The following is a 15801-nucleotide window of genomic DNA, read 5'->3' on the forward strand; positions in this document are numbered from 1 at the left end:
CTCACGCTGCGCGGCTGACGGTTGACCGCAGGCGCGGATCGACCACGGTGTAGAGGATGTCGACCACGAGATTGATGGTGACGAAGATCAGCGAGACCATCAGGAGATACGCGGCCATGATCGGGATATCGACGTTTTGCACGGCCTGCACGAACAGAAGCCCCATGCCCGGCCATTGGAACACGGTTTCGGTGATGATCGAGAAAGCAATAACCGAGCCAAACTGCAGGCCGGCCACGGTGATCACCGGAACCAGGGTGTTCTTCAGCGCATGGCCGAAATGGATCGCACGCGTGGTCAGCCCGCGGGCGCGGGCGAAGCGGATATAGTCGGTCCGCAGCACTTCCAGCATTTCGGCGCGCACCAGCCGCATGATCAGGGTCATCTGGAATAGTCCGAGCGTGATCGCCGGCATGATCAGCGCCTTCAGGCCGGAGACCGTGAGCAGCCCGGTGGTCCACCAGCCGAGCTTCACCACCTCGCCGCGGCCGAAGGACGGCAGCCAGCCCAGCGTCACGGCGAACAGATAGATCAGGAGGATGCCGATCAGAAAGGTCGGCAGCGAAATGCCGATCAGCGATACCGCCTGGAATAATTTGGCCAGCACGGTGTCGCGGCGCAGCGCCGAATAGACCCCCATCAGGATGCCGGCTGCCATCGCGAACAGCGTCGCGCAGATCGCAAGCTCCAGCGTCGCCGGCAGCCGTTCCGCCAACAGCGAGGAGACCGGCAGGCGGAACTGGTAGGACACCCCGAACTTGAACTGCACGGCATTGATGAAGTAATGGCCGAACTGCACCAGCACGGGATCGTCAAGGCCGAGCGATTGCCGGATCGAGGCGCGCTCCGCGGCCGAGGTGTCGATCGACACCATCTGGTTCACCGGGTCGCCGGCGAAACGGAACATCGCGAACGCGATGACGCCGACGGCGAGCATCACGCCGATCGCCTGCAGTACGCGGCGCAGAGTGAAAGCCAGCATCTCTACCTTTCACTGCTCTTGAAACGCGGCACGCGGCATTGCGCGCCCGGAAAACGAGAAGTCCCGGAAGCAGGCGCTTCCGGGACCCAATTCGCCAAAACCACTATTCACCCTGTTTGGTCGCCCAGTAGAGCAGGACCTGGTTGTCCGCACGCTGGGTCAGCTTGACCTTTTTCGATACGCCCCATGCCAGCGACTGCTGGTGCAGCGGGATGTAGCCATAGTCCTTGATGACGATCTCGTAGGCCTGCTTGATCAGCTGGTTGCGCTTGGCGTCGTCGGCCTCGACCAGCACCTTGTCGGTCAGCTCGTCGACTTCCTTGTTGCAATAGCCGCCGAGATTGGCCTCGCCCCGCGTGGAATCCTTCGGATCGGGCCGGCAGCCGAAAATGTCGTGCAGCACGTTGTGGGAATCCGAGGTCGCCGGCGTCCAGCCCAGCATGAAGAGCGAGGTCTGGTAGCCGCCGGGCTTCAGCACCTTGGCGAAATACTGCGCCTTCGGCTGCGCCAGCAGGTTCACCTTGATGCCGATGCGGGCCAGCATGCCGACCACAGCCTGGCAGATCGCGGCGTCGTTGACATAGCGGTCGTTCGGGCAATCCATCGTGACTTCGAAGCCGTTCGGATAGCCGGCGTCGGCGAGCAGCTTCTTGGCGCCGTCGGGATCGAGCTTCGGCCGGGTGAACTCCTTCGACAGCGGATAGAGCTCGGGCGCGATCATCAGCGTCGAGGGCGTCGACATGCCGCGCATGACGCGGGTCTTGATCAGCTCGACGTCGATCGTCTTGTAGAAGGCTTCGCGGACGCGGATGTCCTTGAACGGGTTCTTGCCCTTGACGCTGGAGTACAGCAGCTCGTCGCGCGCCATGTCCATGCCGATGAAGATGGTGCGGATCTCCGGCCCGGTCAGGACGGTCGCGGTGCCGCTCGAATTGACGCGCTGGATATCCTGGATTGGAACCGGCTCGATGACGTCGACCTCGCCCGAGAGCAGCGCGGCGACGCGGGTGGCGTCCGAGCCGATCGAGGTGAAGATGATCTCCTTGAGATTATGCTCCGGCTTGCGCCAGTAATCCGGGTAGACCTTGAAGACGGTCTTCACGCCGGGCTGGTGGCTCTCGATCGTGAAGGGCCCGGTGCCGTTCTCGTGCAGCGCCGCGTAGCTCGGGGTGGTGGCGGAGGCCGGCGTCGGTGCGACCGAGTTGTTCTCCTCGCACCATTTCTTGTCCATGATGTACCAGCTATCCCATTGCGAGGTCAGGATGGGATTGGGCGAGTCCAGCGTCACGTCGACCGTGTAATCGTCGACCTTGGTGAACTTGGCGTCGGGCGGGACGTTGCTGAGGAAGTTGGAGCCCTTGGCGCGGACGCGATCCGCCGAGAACAGCACGTCGTCGGCGGTGAAGGGGTCGCCATTGTGGAATTTCACGCCCTTGCGCAGATGAAAGCGCCATTTGGTCGGGCTCACCGTTTCCCAGCTTTCCGCCAGCGCCGGGATGATCTTCAGGTTCTTGTCGCGAGCGACCAGTCCTTCATAGACGTGGCCGTGATGCGCGATCGTCGTGGTTTCCTTCAGCGTGTATGGATCCAGCGACTTCAGCTCGCCCTGGTTGGCGTATTTCAGCGTCTGGGCCGATGCCGGCAAGGCAAGGGCGAGCAGTGCGACGGCAGTCGCCGCAAACAAACTCCAACGTACCGACATGTGATCCCGCGTCCCCCATTTTTATCCGCCGGCTGCTTTGTCCGGCTGGTATTATTGATGCATGTTGCCAGAGTTTGCCGGCCGTGCAAGCGCGATTTCCTGGAGGGTTAATCGGCTCGCGCGGGTGCAGCGCAACCAATGGAATTTGAGAGTAGGCGGGTGGTGCGCGCGCGTGACATTCGACTTTCGGAGTGCTGTTGCTGGCCACAAACCCTTTGGTTGACCATAAGGCGTGATTGAGGCCGACTGTCCGTTGGGGCAGCTATGGCTCGCTTGCGCAACCGACCCCGTCCCGGCGATACTGCGCCGGGCCAAGCGGAGCTGGGCTGAGGCGCATTTGAGGAGGCGGATATGAAGGTCAACGTCGAGGTAGATTGTACGCCCCTTGAAGCGCGGCAGTTCTTCGGTCTGCCCGATGTGCAGCCGATGCAGACCGCGGTCATGGACAAGCTGCAGCAGCAGATGCTGTCCAACATCGAGAAGATTTCGCCGGAATCGCTGATGCAGAGCTGGTTCACCTTCGATCCCAAGCTCGCCGAACGCTTCCAGGACATGTTCGTGGCGATGGCCGGCTTCGGCGGCTCCAGCAAGAAGAAATAGTGATCGACATGGACAGGAGCGTTGATGGGACCGAACGCCGGTTGCGCCCGCCCAGCCTGTTCCTGATGCTGGCCGAAGCGCGCGGCGTGCTCGAGCTGAATTCGAGCCTGCTGCTGTCGCCGTTGCTGCTGCAAGCGCCGAAGGGCGACGGTCATCCGGTGCTGGCGCTGCCGGGCTTCCTCGCCAGCGACCTGTCGATGGCGCCGATGCGGCGCTATCTGAAGGAACTCGGCTACGACGCCTATGCCTGGAACATGGGTCGCAATTTCGGCGGGATTTCCAGCAGGCGCACTGCGCTGCGCGATCTGTTGAAGCGGGTCCATGAGGCGTCGGGACGCAAGGTCTCGATCATCGGTTGGAGCCTCGGCGGCGTTTATGCGCGCGACCTGGCGTCGCAGATGCCGGAGCTGGTGCGTTCCATCGTCACGCTGGGCAGCCCGTTCGCCGAGGATATCCGCGCCACCAATGCGACGCGGCTCTATGAGCTGTTGTCCGGCGAGCGCGTGGACGACATTCCCGAGGTCCGCGCCGCGATTGCCGGTGACATGCCGGTGCCGACCACCTCGATCTATTCCCGAACCGACGGCATCGTGAACTGGCGGACCTCGCGGGTGCGCCCGTCGGAGCGCGCTGAGAACATCGAGGTGCACCTCGCCAGCCATCTCGGCCTCGGCGTCAACCCTGCGGCGCTGTGGGCGATTGCGGACCGGCTGGCACAGCCGGAAGGGCAGTTCCGGCATTTTGACCGGTCAGGCCCCTTTGCCATTGCCTACGGGCCGGCAGAACAGGCACTATCCTGACGACGAGAAGCGCCGCCAAGGCGCCCGCGTGAGTTGGCTCTCGGGAGGAGATCATGAGCGACGCCAAGAAGCTGTCCTCGCTGGACGCATCGTTTCTGTATCTGGAAACGCCGGAAATGCCGATGCATGTCGGCAGCATGGCGATCTTCCGCCTGCCTGACGGCTACAAGGGCGACTTCTTCGAGGAATTCAAGGCGATGATCGCCTCGCGGCTGCATATCGCGCCGATCCTCAAGGCGCGCCTGCAGAAGGCGCCGCTCGACATCGATCATCCGTCCTGGGTCGAGGACGATCAGTTCGACATCGACCGCCACATCTTCCGCGCCAGCCTGCCCGCGCCGCGCGACCGCGCCACGCTGGAGCGGATCGTCGGCTGGATGCATGCCAAGCTCTTGAACCGCGCCCGCCCGCTCTGGGAGTTCTACGTCTTCGAAGGCATGAAGGACAACGAGATCGGGCTCTATTCCAAGATGCACCACGCCTGCATCGACGGCGGTGCAGGTGCTGCACTGACCAGCATGATCTATGACCTGACGCCGGTGCCGCGCGAGATCGAGCCGCCGAGCGCGAAGAAGGTGGCGCAGGAGCCGCGCGACATCGCGGCCAATCTGATCGACGCCTATCAGCAGTTGTGGACCCAGCCGTTCGAGGCGGCAGCCGCGGCGCAGAAGAGCCTGGAGCTGCCGCGTTCCGGCAAGAGCGATCTCGGCTCGATCCTGTTCGACAACGCCATGTTCCAGATCGAGAGCGCGGTGAAATTCGCCGGCTCGATGCCGACGGTCCTGAAGAGCCTGTCCGACGTCGTCGCCAAGGTCGCCGATCCCCGGTCGCGCGAGAGCCTGCAGGCGATGTCCTCGCCGCCGACCATCCTCAACAAGGCGATCTCGTCGGAGCGCAGCTTTGCCGGCACCTCGATCTCGCTGTCGCGCGCCAAGGCGCTGGCGAAAGCGTCCGGCGGCAAGCTCAACGATGTCGTGCTGGCGCTCGCCTCCGGCGTGGTGCGGCGCTACCTGATCAGCCAGGGCGCGCTGCCCAACAAATCGCTGACCGCCGGGGTGCCGATCTCGCTGCGCGAGGAGGGCAATGCCGAATCCAACAACCAAGTGTTCGGCATGATCTGTTCGATCGCGACCGACGTCGAGGATCCCAGGAAGCGGCTGGAGACCATCATCGCGCAGTCGACCAAGTCCAAGGAGATGTCGCATCCGCTGCGCGCCCTGATGCCGCAGGTTTCCAACATCTCGCTGTTGGGCGCGCCGATCCTGGTGCAGATCATGGCGCTGCTGTACAGCCGCTCCGACCTCTCCAACGTGCTGCCGCCGGCGACCAACATCACGGTGTCGAACGTGCCGGGGCCGCGGCAGACGCTGTACGCGGCAGGCGCGGAGCTGCTGCATATCTTCCCGGTCTCGATCTCGACCCACGGGATTGCGCTCAACATCACGGTGCAGAGCTATCGCGATCAGCTCGATTTCGGGTTCATCGTCGGTGCCAACATCATTCCCCACGTGCAGGTGATGTGTGACATGCTGCCGCTCGAGTTCGATGCACTCGAGGCGGCGTTCGCGCCCCCGCCTGCCGACATCAAGGGCGCGGCCGAATAGGAATTCCTGCAATGATCGAAATGCCACCGCTGCAGTTCGCCGAGACGAACGGCATCCGCATGGGGTTTTACGAAGCCGGCCCCAAGACCGACGCGCCGCCCGTGGTGCTGTGCCACGGCTGGCCAGAACTCGCGTTCTCCTGGCGTCACCAGATCAAGGCGCTGGCCGAGGCCGGCATCCGGGTGATCGCGCCGGATCAGCGCGGCTACGGCGCGACCGACCGGCCGGAGCCGGTCGAAGCCTACGACATGGAGCACCTGACCGGCGACCTGGTCGGGCTGCTCGACCATCTCAAGATCGACAAGGCGATCTTCGTCGGTCACGACTGGGGCGGTTTTGTCGTCTGGCAGATGCCGCTCAGGCACCCTTCGCGGGTGGCCGGCGTCGTCGGCGTCAACACGCCGCATTGGGACCGCGCGCCCATGGACCCGATCGCGCTGTTCCGCCAGCGCTTCGGCGACCAGATGTACATCGTCCAGTTCCAGGATCCGGCGCGCGAGCCGGACCGCATCTTCGGCAGCCGGGTCGAGCAGACTTTTGACGCTTTCATGCGCAAGCCGGCACCACGTCCCGCCGATGCGCCCCCCGAACAGCCGATCGCAGGTGTCGGCGCCTCGGCGCGGCTCAATCTGGCGTTTCCGCAGATGATAGCGAACTACGACGCCAAGCATGATCCGCGGACACCGATCCTGTCGGCCGAGGAGAAGAAGGTGTTCGTCGACACCTTCACCAGGACCGGCTTCACCGGCGGCATCAACTGGTATCGCAATTTCACCCGCAACTGGGAACGCTCGGCCGGGCTGGATCACAATGTGCGGGTGCCGTCTCTGATGATCATGGCCGAGAATGACGCGGTGCTGCCGCCGTCCGCGGCCGACGGCATGGAGCGGCTGGTGCCGGACCTCGAGAAACACCTGGTCAAGGACAGCGGCCATTGGACGCAGCAGGAAAAGCCTGACGAGGTCAGCGCCAAGCTGATCGAGTGGCGCAGAAAGCGGTTCGGATAATTTTGCCGTCATTGCGAGGAGCGGAGCGACGAAGCAATCCATTCTATCCGCTTGCGGCACGATGGATTGCTTCGCTTCGCTCGCAATGACGGTTGAGCGACAGGGTAGGGGGCACTTCCAAGATGGCGTCCGGCAATAGACTGAGTCCGATCCCGCATCCGCCGACGAAGCCGGTGGTCGGCAACATGCTGTCGCTGGATTCGAGCGCGCCGGTGCAGCATCTGGTCAAGCTCTCCAAGGAGCTCGGACCGATTTTCTGGCTCGACATGATGGGCGCTCCGCTGGTGATCGTGTCAGGCCACGATCTCGTCGACGAGCTGTCCGACGAAAAGCGCTTCGACAAGGCGGTGCGCGGCTCGCTGCGTCGGGTGCGCGCGGTCGGCGGCGACGGGCTGTTCACCGCAGATACCAAGGAGCCGAACTGGAGCAAGGCGCACAACATCCTGCTGCAGCCGTTCGGCAATCGCGCCATGCAGTCGTACCACCCGAGCATGGTCGATATCGCCGAGCAACTGGTCAAGAAATGGGAGCGCCTCAACGCCGACGAGGAGATCGAGGTCGTCCACGACATGACGGCGCTGACCCTCGACACCATCGGGCTGTGCGGCTTCGACTATCGCTTCAATTCCTTCTACCGCCGCGACTACCACCCCTTCGTGGAATCGCTGGTGCGCTCGCTCGAAACCATCATGATGACCCGCGGCCTGCCGCTCGAAGGCCTGTGGATGCAGAAGCGGCGCAAGACGCTCGCCGACGACGTCGCCTTCATGAACAAGATGGTCGACGAGATCATCGCCGAGCGCCGCGGCAACACCGCCGCGACCGACGACAAGAAGGACATGCTGGCAGCGATGATGACCGGCGTCGACCGCGCGACCGGCGAGCAGCTCGACGACGTCAACATCCGCTACCAGATCAATACGTTCCTGATCGCGGGCCACGAGACCACCTCCGGCCTGCTGTCGTGCACGATCTATGCGCTGCTGAAGCATCCCGAGGTGCTGAAGAAGGCCTATGAGGAAGTCGACCGCGTCCTCGGTCCCGACGTTAACGCGCGGCCGACCTATCAGCAGGTGACGCAGCTTACCTACATCACCCAATGCCTGAAGGAGGCGCTGCGGCTGTGGCCGCCGGCGCCGGCTTACGGCATCGCGCCGCTCAACGACGAGATGATCGGCGGCAAGTACAAGCTCAAGAAGAATACCTTCATCACCATCCTGGTGATGGCGCTGCACCGCGATCCCTCGGTCTGGGGCCCGAACCCCGACGTGTTCGATCCCGAGAATTTCAGCCGCGAAGCCGAGGCCAAGCGCCCGATCAACGCCTGGAAGCCGTTCGGCAACGGCCAGCGCGCCTGCATCGGCCGCGGCTTCGCCATGCACGAGGCGGCGCTCGCGATCGGGATGATCCTGCAGCGCTTCAAGCTGCTCGACGTGCATCGCTACCAGATGCATCTGAAGGAGACGCTGACCGTCAAGCCCGACGGCTTCAGGATCAAGGTGCGGCCGCGCGACGACAGGGATCGCGGCGCGTTCGCTGGCAGCGCCGGCGCGGTTGCGGCCGCGCCGAAGGCACCACGCGCGCCGACCACGCGTCCCGGCCATAACACGCCGATGCTGGTGCTCTACGGCTCCAACCTCGGCTCGGCCGAGGAACTGGCGACCCGCATGGCCGATCTCTCCGAGATCAATGGTTTCGCCACCCGGCTCGGCCCGCTGGACGACTATGTCGGCAAACTGCCGGAGGAGGGCGGCGTGCTGATCATCTGCGCCTCCTACAACGGCGCGGCGCCCGACAACGCCACGCAATTCGTCAAATGGCTCGAGAGCGACCTGCCGAAGGACGCTTTCGCCAAGGTGCGTTATGCGGTGTTCGGCTGCGGCAACAGCGATTGGGCGGCGACCTATCAGTCGGTGCCGCGCTTGATCGACGAGCAACTGACCAGGCATGGCGCCCGCGCGGTCTATCCGCGCGGCGAGGGCGATGCGCGCAGCGATCTCGACGGCCAGTTCCAGAAGTGGTTCCCGGAGGCAGCCAAGGTCGCGACCAAGGAATTCGGCATCGACTGGAATTTCACCCGCACCGCCGAGGACGAGCCGCTCTACGCGATCGAGCCGGTGGCGCAGGGCGCGGTCAACACCATCGTGACGCAGGGCGGCGCGGTGCCGATGAAGGTGCTCGCCAACAACGAGCTGCAGACCAAGGACGGCGCGCATCCGTCGGAGCGCTCGACCCGGCATATCGAGGTCGAGTTGCCGGCCAGCCTGAAGTATCGCGTCGGCGATCATCTCAGCGTGGTGCCGCGCAACGATCCGACCTTGGTGGATTCCGTTGCGCGCCGGTTCGGCTTCCTGCCGGCCGACCAGATCCGCTTGCAGGTCTCGGAAGGCCGCCGCGCGCAACTGCCGGTCGGCAATGCGGTGTCGGTCGGGCGGCTGCTCACCGAATTCGTCGAGCTGCAGCAGGTCGCGACCCGGAAGCAGATCCAGATCATGGCCGAGCACACCCGCTGCCCGGTGACCAAGCCGAAGCTGACGGCCTATGTCGGCGACGACGACGCTTCGGCCGAACGCTATCGCACCGAAGTATTGGCCAAGCGCAAATCGGTGTTCGATCTGCTCGAGGAATATCCGGCCTGCGAGCTGCCGTTCCACCTCTACCTCGAAATGCTGTCGCTGCTGGCGCCGCGCTATTACTCGATCTCGTCGTCTCCGGCCGGCGAGGCGCAGCGCTGCAGTGTCACGGTCGGCGTGGTCGAGGCGCCTGCGAGCTCGGGCCACGGCATCTACAAGGGCGTCTGCTCGAACTATCTGGCGCGCCGTCGCGCCGGCGACACCGTCCACGCCACGATCAAGGAGACCAAGGCCGGCTTCCGCCTGCCGGACGACAATGCCGTGCCGATCATCATGATCGGCCCGGGCACCGGCCTCGCACCGTTCCGCGGCTTCCTGCAGGAGCGCGCCGCGCGCAAGGTGAAAGGCGCGACGCTCGGCCCTGCGATGCTGTTCTTTGGCTGCCGCCATCCGGAGCAGGACTTCATCTATGCGGATGAGCTGAAGGCGTTCGCGGCCGATGGCGTCACAGAGCTCCACACCGCTTTTTCGCGCGCCGAGGGGCCGAAAACCTATGTGCAGCACCTCGTCGCGGCGCAGAAGGATCGGGTCTGGGAGCTGATCGAGAAGGGCGCGATCGTCTACGTCTGCGGCGACGGCGGCAAGATGGAGCCCGACGTCAAGGCAACCTTAATGTCGATCTATCGCGAGCGCGCCGGTGCCGACGCCGATGCCGCCGCGCGCTGGATCGAGGAGATGGGCACAGGGAACCGCTACGTGCTCGACGTTTGGGCTGGCGGGTAGCCTTCGTCCAAGGTGCCCGCCATGTTACAAGCCGCCGCATGATTCCATGGGAAAAGATCGATACCGCGCGGATTCCCGGCACCGAAGATGAATTGCGTCTGATGCGGCGTGGCCGCGAGTTCTCGATCATGCTCGGCACCAACGAGCTGATGAACAGCCGTCTGTCGGGCTCGGAAGAGGCGCTGGCGACGCTTGCTGCGAAGAAAATCGAGCAGGTCGCAGCGCCGCATTTCCTGATCGGTGGCCTCGGCATGGGCTTCACGCTGCGGGCCGCGCTCAAGGTGCTTGGGGCCGAGGCGCAGATTATGGTGGCCGAGCTGGTGCCGGCGGTCGTTGCCTGGGCAAGAGGCCCGATGGCGGAGATTTTCGGCGACAGCCTGAGCGATCCCCGCGTGAGCATCGAGGAGGTGGATGTCGCCGACGTGATCGCGCGTCATCCGCGCACTTTCGATGCCATCCTGCTCGATGTCGACAACGGCCCCGAAGGCTTGACCCGCAAGGCCAATGACGGGCTGTACGACGTCTCCGGGCTCAAGGTCGCGCATGCCGCCTTGCGGCGCGGCGGCGTGCTCGCCGTCTGGTCGTCCGGTCCGAATGCCAAGTTCCCGAAAGCGCTGTCGCGGGCCGGGTTCGCGGTCAACGAGATTGCCGTCCGTGCCACCGGGCGAGGCCGCGGTGTACGCCACGTGATCTGGATCGCGGCCAAGGCGTAGCGGGCGTCGCTATTGCGATGCAACAAGATCGCCGGCCATGCGGCCGGGTTCTGACTGTATTGAAAACCGAGGGCGGTTGGGTTTCACTTGGCGGCAGGTGAGGCCTCGAGCCCTTGGACTCCCGGATGCAGGCGACGTCGAATTTTGGGGTGCAGGAGACGCACGGGATCCTGAACCGCTTCCAGGCCGAATTCCGTGGTTCGAGCGAAGGGCTCGGCTGGTCGTCGGCCTATGCCTCGGTGCAGCGTGAACGGCCGTTCGACGGGCACTTCCACGCGCTGTCCGACAATCTGATGGTGTTGCATCGGGGCGGTCCGGTCGACATCACCTATGTAATGGACGGCAAGTCGGTTGCCCGGCAGATTCCGCGCGGCGGCGTGTTCTTCCTGCCGGCCGGGCACACCTGCAACGTGGTGCTGCGTGAAGCGCTGGAATCCACCCACATCTATCTGCGCTCCGACCTGTTCGCCGGCCGGGACGGGGCTGCGAACCTGATCGGTGGGCTGGCCCCGATGCTCGGCAATCAGGACGCCGTGCTGGAGCATCTTGCCGCGGCGATCGGCGAGACCATCACCGGCGGCCTGCCGGCCTCGTCGCTGTTCGTCGATCCGATCGCGCAGGCGATCGCCAATCGCTTCGTCGCGATCAATTTCCACAAGCCGAGCGTGGAGGCCGGCAAGCATCCGAACCTGCTGAGCAACAGGCAGATGGCGCGCATCCGCGAGTTCGTCGACGCCAATCTCGACACCGATATCCGGCTCGACCAGCTGGCCGAGTTGTGCGGCCGCAGCACCGAATATTTCGTGCGCCTGTTCAAGGCGACCAGCGGCGTCTCGCCCTATCAATACGTGCTCAATCTGCGCATCGAGCGCGCCAGGGCGCTGCTTGCCGACGAGACGCAGAGCCTCGCCGACATCGCGCTGGCCTGCGGCTTCTCCCATCAGGAGCATTTTACACGCATGTTCCGCCGCTTCACCGGCGTGACGCCGGGCAGGTACCGGCGCAGCCACTAGCCGTAGCCCGGCTGACGATTTTTCCGGTTTTGTGCAGATTCTGTCCGGTTTCGTGCAGGCCCGCGACCGCCGCCTGCCGCTAGCTTTCTCCCAACAAAGCGAAATGTGCCGGTCCGCCGGCTGGGAGAAATGCCATGAGCATCGCAGCGCCCGATGCCGCACGCCCGCCGATCGCGGCGGCCGGAAATGCCGGCAGCGGCACCTTTGCCTATTGCTCGCAGCAATATCGCGTGCTGTTCGGCGCCGGCACCGCGGCGCGGCTCGGCGAGGAAGCTGAGCGCCTCGGCATCAAGCGGGCGCTGGTGTTGACCACCCCCGAGCAGCAGGACCTCGGACACCGGCTCGGCGCGGGCCTCGGCGACCGGCTCGCAGGACTGTTTGCCGGCGCGCGGATGCATACGCCGGTCGAGGTCACCAACGAAGCGCTTCGCATCGTGGAATCCCGCGACATCGACGGGCTGGTCGCGATCGGCGGCGGCTCGACGGTCGGGCTCGGCAAGGCGCTGTCGCTGCGCACCGGGCTGCCGCATCTGGCGGTCCCGACCACCTATGCCGGCTCGGAGATGACCCCGATCCTCGGTGAGACCACGAACGGCATCAAGACCACGCAGCACTCCCAGGATCTGGTGCCGGACGCCGTGATCTACGACGTCGATCTCACCGTCAGCCTGCCGCCGCATGTCTCCGCCGCCAGCGGCTTGAATGCGATCGCTCACGCGGTCGAGGCACTCTATGCGCCCGACGCCAACCCATTGACCTCGCTGATGGCGGAGGACGGCACCGCCGCGCTCGCCCGCGCGCTGCCGCGCATCGTGGCTGCGCCCGCCGATGCGGGCGCGCGGCGCGACGCGCTCTACGGCGCCTGGCTGTGCGGCGTCTGCCTCGGCGCGGTCGGGATGTCGCTGCATCACAAGCTCTGTCACGTGCTGGGCGGCATGTTCAACCTGCCCCATGCCGAAACCCATGCGATCGTGCTGCCGCATGCGGCCGCCTACAACGCCGCTGCGGCGCCGGAAGCGATGACCCGGATTGCGCGCGCGTTGCGCACGGATGATGCGCCGCAAGGGCTGTTCGATCTCGCGCAGCGGCTCGCGCTGCCGCGCCGGCTGGCCGACATCGGAATGCCTGAGGACGGCATCGCGCGTGCCGCCGAGATGGCGGTGCGCAGCCCCTATGCCAATCCAAGACCTGTGGAGCGCGTCGCGATCCAGGACCTGATCGCTGCGGCCTGGCGCGGCGACGCGCCCGCGCGGCACTGACCTCTCGAGATCAAAGGACAACACGATGGCTAACTTCAACGAGCATGACCTCACCGACGAGGTGATCCGCAGCTTCGCCGACACGCCGAACAAGCGACTGAAATTCCTCATCGAGGAGACGGTGAAGTCGCTGCACGATTTGGTGCGTCGCACCGAGCTCACCTTCGAGGAATGGAATCAGGCGATTGAGTTCCTGACCCGCACCGGTCAGACCTGCACGCCGCTGCGCCAGGAGTTCATCCTGCTGTCCGACGTGCTCGGCGTCTCGATGCTGGTCGACGCGGTCAACCATCGCGAGCGCGAGGGCGCGACCGAGACCACGGTGCTCGGTCCGTTCTATGTCGGCGAGCACCGCGTCACGCCGCACGGCGCCGACATCTCCGACGGGATCGACGGCGAAGTGATGTTCGTGCAGAGCCGCGTCACGGATCTGGCCGGCAAGCCGCTCGCCGGCGCCGAGATCGACGTCTGGCATGCCGACGATGACGGCTTCTACGATTCGCAGAAGGCTGATTACGCCGCGCATGGTCCGTCGCTGCGCGCGCGCTTCGTCACCGATGCCGACGGCCGCTTTTCGTTCCGCACCATCCTGCCGTGCAGCTATCCGATCCCGACCGATGGCCCGGTCGGCGATCTGATCACCGCGACGAAACGGCATCCGATGCGGCCGGCGCATGTGCATTTCCTGGTCAAGGCCGATGGCTATGAGCCGCTGATCACCCACGTGTTCCTCGATGGCGACGAATACCTGCGCAGCGACGTGGTGTTCGGCGTCAAGGACGAACTCGTCGCGCGGGTCGAGCCGAAAAGCGAGCCGGTGTTGCCGAACGGCGAGCGGGTCGCAGGCCCCTGGCACCTGATGACCTACGACTTCCAGATGAAGCCGGGCGCCGGCCTGGTGCCGCAGCCGATGATGGCCGCGGAATAACGATCACAACCGACAACACGACCAAGGAGAGGACCATGACCAGCAAACCTGTTGAGACCGACGTGCTCATCGTCGGCAGCGGCCCGGCCGGCGCGACGGCGGCGGCGCTGCTCGGCATGTACGGCGTCAAGCACATCCTGGTGACGAAATATGGCTGGCTGGCCGACACGCCGCGCGCCCACATCACCAACCAGCGTGCGATGGAGGTGCTGCGCGATCTCGGCCTGGAGGAGAAGGCGGTGGCGCAGGCGGTGCCGCAGCACCTGATGGCCAACAACGTGTTCTGCGAGAGCCTCGCCGGCGAGGAGTTCGGCCGGCTCTATTCCTGGGGCAACCATCCCTCGCGCAAGGCGGATTACGATCTCGCCAGTCCCGCCCGCATCTGCGACCTGCCGCAGAATTTCCTCGAGCCGATCCTGATCGAGGCGGCCGGCCAGCGCGGCACCTCGCTGTGCTTCAACACCGAGTTCGTCGACCTGGTGCAGGATGCCGACGGCGTCACCGCGACGGTGAAGGATCGTCTGTCCGGCGAGACCTATCAGATCCGCGCCAAATATCTGATCGGCGCCGACGGCGGCCGCAGCCGGGTTGCCGAGGTGATCGGACTGCCGATGGAGGGCCAGATGGGCCGCGCCGGCAGTATGAACATCATCGTGCAGGCGGATTTGAGCAAGTACGTCGCGCACCGCCCGAGCGTGCTGTACTGGGTGCTGCAGCCGGGTGCCGAGATCGGCGGCATCGGCGCTGGCCTGATCCGCATGGTGCGGCCGTGGAACGAATGGCTGATCATCTGGGGCTACGACATCGAGCAGGGCGAGCGCAAGCTCTCTAATGACGAGGCGATCTCGATCGTGCGCAATCTGGTCGGCGACGAGACGCTCGCGGTCAAGGTCCGCTCGACCTCGACCTGGACCGTGAACGAGATGTATGCCGGCCACTATTCGTCTGGCCGGGTGTTCTGCGTCGGCGACGCCGTGCACCGCCATCCGCCGACCAACGGCCTCGGCTCCAACACCTCGATCCAGGATGCCTACAATCTCTGCTGGAAGCTGAAGCTGGTGCTGGAGGGCCACGCCGCGCCGTCGCTGCTCGAGACCTATTCGGCCGAACGGCAGCCGGTCGGCAAGCAGATCGTGACCCGCGCCAACAAGAGCATCGGCGACTTCCCGCCGATCTTCGAGGCGGTGGGGCTCGTCGCCTCGACCGATCCGGCCGAAGCACGCAAGGCAATCGCCGCGCGCAAGGCACCGACCGCCGAGGGCAAGGCGCGGCGCAAGAAGCTCTACGAGGCGATCGCCAACAAGAGCTACGAGTTCAACTGCCACGGCGTCGAGCTGAATCAGCGCTACGGGTCGACCGCGGTCGTATCCGACGGCACGCCGATGCCGGCCTTCACCCGGGATCACGAGCTCTACTATCAGGCGACCACCTGGCCCGGCGCGCATCTGCCGCATGTCTGGGTCGAGCATCACGGCGAGCGCAAGTCGACGCTCGATCTCACCGGCAAGGGCCGCTTCACGCTGCTCACCGGGATCGGCGGCGATGGCTGGAAGACGGCCGCGGCCGCGGTCGAGAAGGCCTATGGCCTGCCGGTCGATGTGGTGACGATCGGCCCGCAGGGCTGCGATGCGCTCGACATCTATGCCGACTGGTATCGCCAGAGCGAGGTGGACGAGGACGGCTGCGTGCTGGTGCGTCCCGACATGTATGTCGCCTGGCGCGCCAAGGAGTCCGCAACTGACGCCAGCGATGTGCTGCTCGACGTGTTCGGCCGGATCCTCGGTCGCAGCGCGCAAGCGAAGTCCGTCGCCGCCGCGTGATGCGGCGCGACGCCGGC

The 15801-nt window shown here is 65.2% G+C and carries 12 protein-coding genes; 10 read left to right on the forward strand and 2 right to left on the reverse strand.

The features are described from left to right. Position 1 precedes the first annotated feature (1 nt). The gene (locus tag JQ507_09145) at positions 2 to 982 is read right to left on the reverse strand and encodes an ABC transporter permease (GenBank protein ID QRI71617.1); all 981 of its coding nucleotides are present in this window, start codon (positions 980 to 982) and stop codon (positions 2 to 4) included. A 103-nt stretch (positions 983 to 1085) separates the two neighbouring features. Next, positions 1086 to 2684, reverse strand: a complete 1599-nt coding sequence (locus tag JQ507_09150; protein ID QRI71618.1) for an ABC transporter substrate-binding protein — start codon at positions 2682 to 2684, stop codon at positions 1086 to 1088. Positions 2685 to 3035: 351 nt separating this feature from the next. On the opposite strand from JQ507_09150, the gene JQ507_09155 reads away from it, so the two are divergent. From JQ507_09155 to JQ507_09200, 10 genes are all read left to right on the forward strand, one after another. Then, the gene (locus tag JQ507_09155) at positions 3036 to 3284 is read left to right on the forward strand and encodes a hypothetical protein (protein ID QRI71619.1); all 249 of its coding nucleotides are present in this window, start codon (positions 3036 to 3038) and stop codon (positions 3282 to 3284) included. An 8-nt stretch (positions 3285 to 3292) separates the two neighbouring features. Continuing rightward, positions 3293 to 4084 (forward strand): alpha/beta hydrolase, encoded by a 792-nt coding sequence (locus tag JQ507_09160; GenBank protein ID QRI71620.1) that lies wholly within the window; start codon positions 3293 to 3295, stop codon positions 4082 to 4084. Positions 4085 to 4137: 53 nt separating this feature from the next. Further along, complete coding sequence (locus JQ507_09165; GenBank protein QRI71621.1) at positions 4138 to 5688, forward strand: wax ester/triacylglycerol synthase family O-acyltransferase; 1551 nt, start codon at positions 4138 to 4140, stop codon at positions 5686 to 5688. An 11-nt stretch (positions 5689 to 5699) separates the two neighbouring features. Further along, positions 5700 to 6695, forward strand: coding sequence for an alpha/beta hydrolase (locus tag JQ507_09170; GenBank protein QRI71622.1), 996 nt, complete (start codon positions 5700 to 5702; stop codon positions 6693 to 6695). A 122-nt stretch (positions 6696 to 6817) separates the two neighbouring features. Then, a complete protein-coding gene (locus JQ507_09175; GenBank protein ID QRI71623.1) occupies positions 6818 to 10051 on the forward strand; it encodes a cytochrome P450 in 3234 nt (1077 codons plus the stop codon). Between the two features lie 38 nt (positions 10052 to 10089). Further along, positions 10090 to 10764 carry a spermidine synthase gene (locus JQ507_09180; GenBank protein QRI71624.1) on the forward strand — a complete coding sequence of 225 codons (675 nt, stop codon included), beginning with the start codon at positions 10090 to 10092 and terminating at the stop codon, positions 10762 to 10764. Between the two features lie 125 nt (positions 10765 to 10889). Beyond that, complete coding sequence (locus JQ507_09185) at positions 10890 to 11777, forward strand: helix-turn-helix transcriptional regulator (protein QRI71625.1); 888 nt, start codon at positions 10890 to 10892, stop codon at positions 11775 to 11777. A gap of 134 nt (positions 11778 to 11911) precedes the next feature. Then, positions 11912 to 13036 (forward strand): maleylacetate reductase, encoded by a 1125-nt coding sequence (locus tag JQ507_09190; GenBank protein ID QRI71626.1) that lies wholly within the window; start codon positions 11912 to 11914, stop codon positions 13034 to 13036. A 25-nt stretch (positions 13037 to 13061) separates the two neighbouring features. Continuing rightward, a complete protein-coding gene (locus JQ507_09195; GenBank protein QRI71627.1) occupies positions 13062 to 13964 on the forward strand; it encodes an intradiol ring-cleavage dioxygenase in 903 nt (300 codons plus the stop codon). Positions 13965 to 13999: 35 nt separating this feature from the next. Next, the gene (locus JQ507_09200) at positions 14000 to 15784 is read left to right on the forward strand and encodes an FAD-dependent monooxygenase (GenBank protein ID QRI71628.1); all 1785 of its coding nucleotides are present in this window, start codon (positions 14000 to 14002) and stop codon (positions 15782 to 15784) included. Positions 15785 to 15801 lie beyond the last annotated feature (17 nt).

Origin of the sequence: Bradyrhizobium sp. PSBB068 (genome assembly GCA_016839165.1) — a bacterium.
Classification (GTDB): Bacteria; Pseudomonadota; Alphaproteobacteria; order Rhizobiales; family Xanthobacteraceae; genus Bradyrhizobium.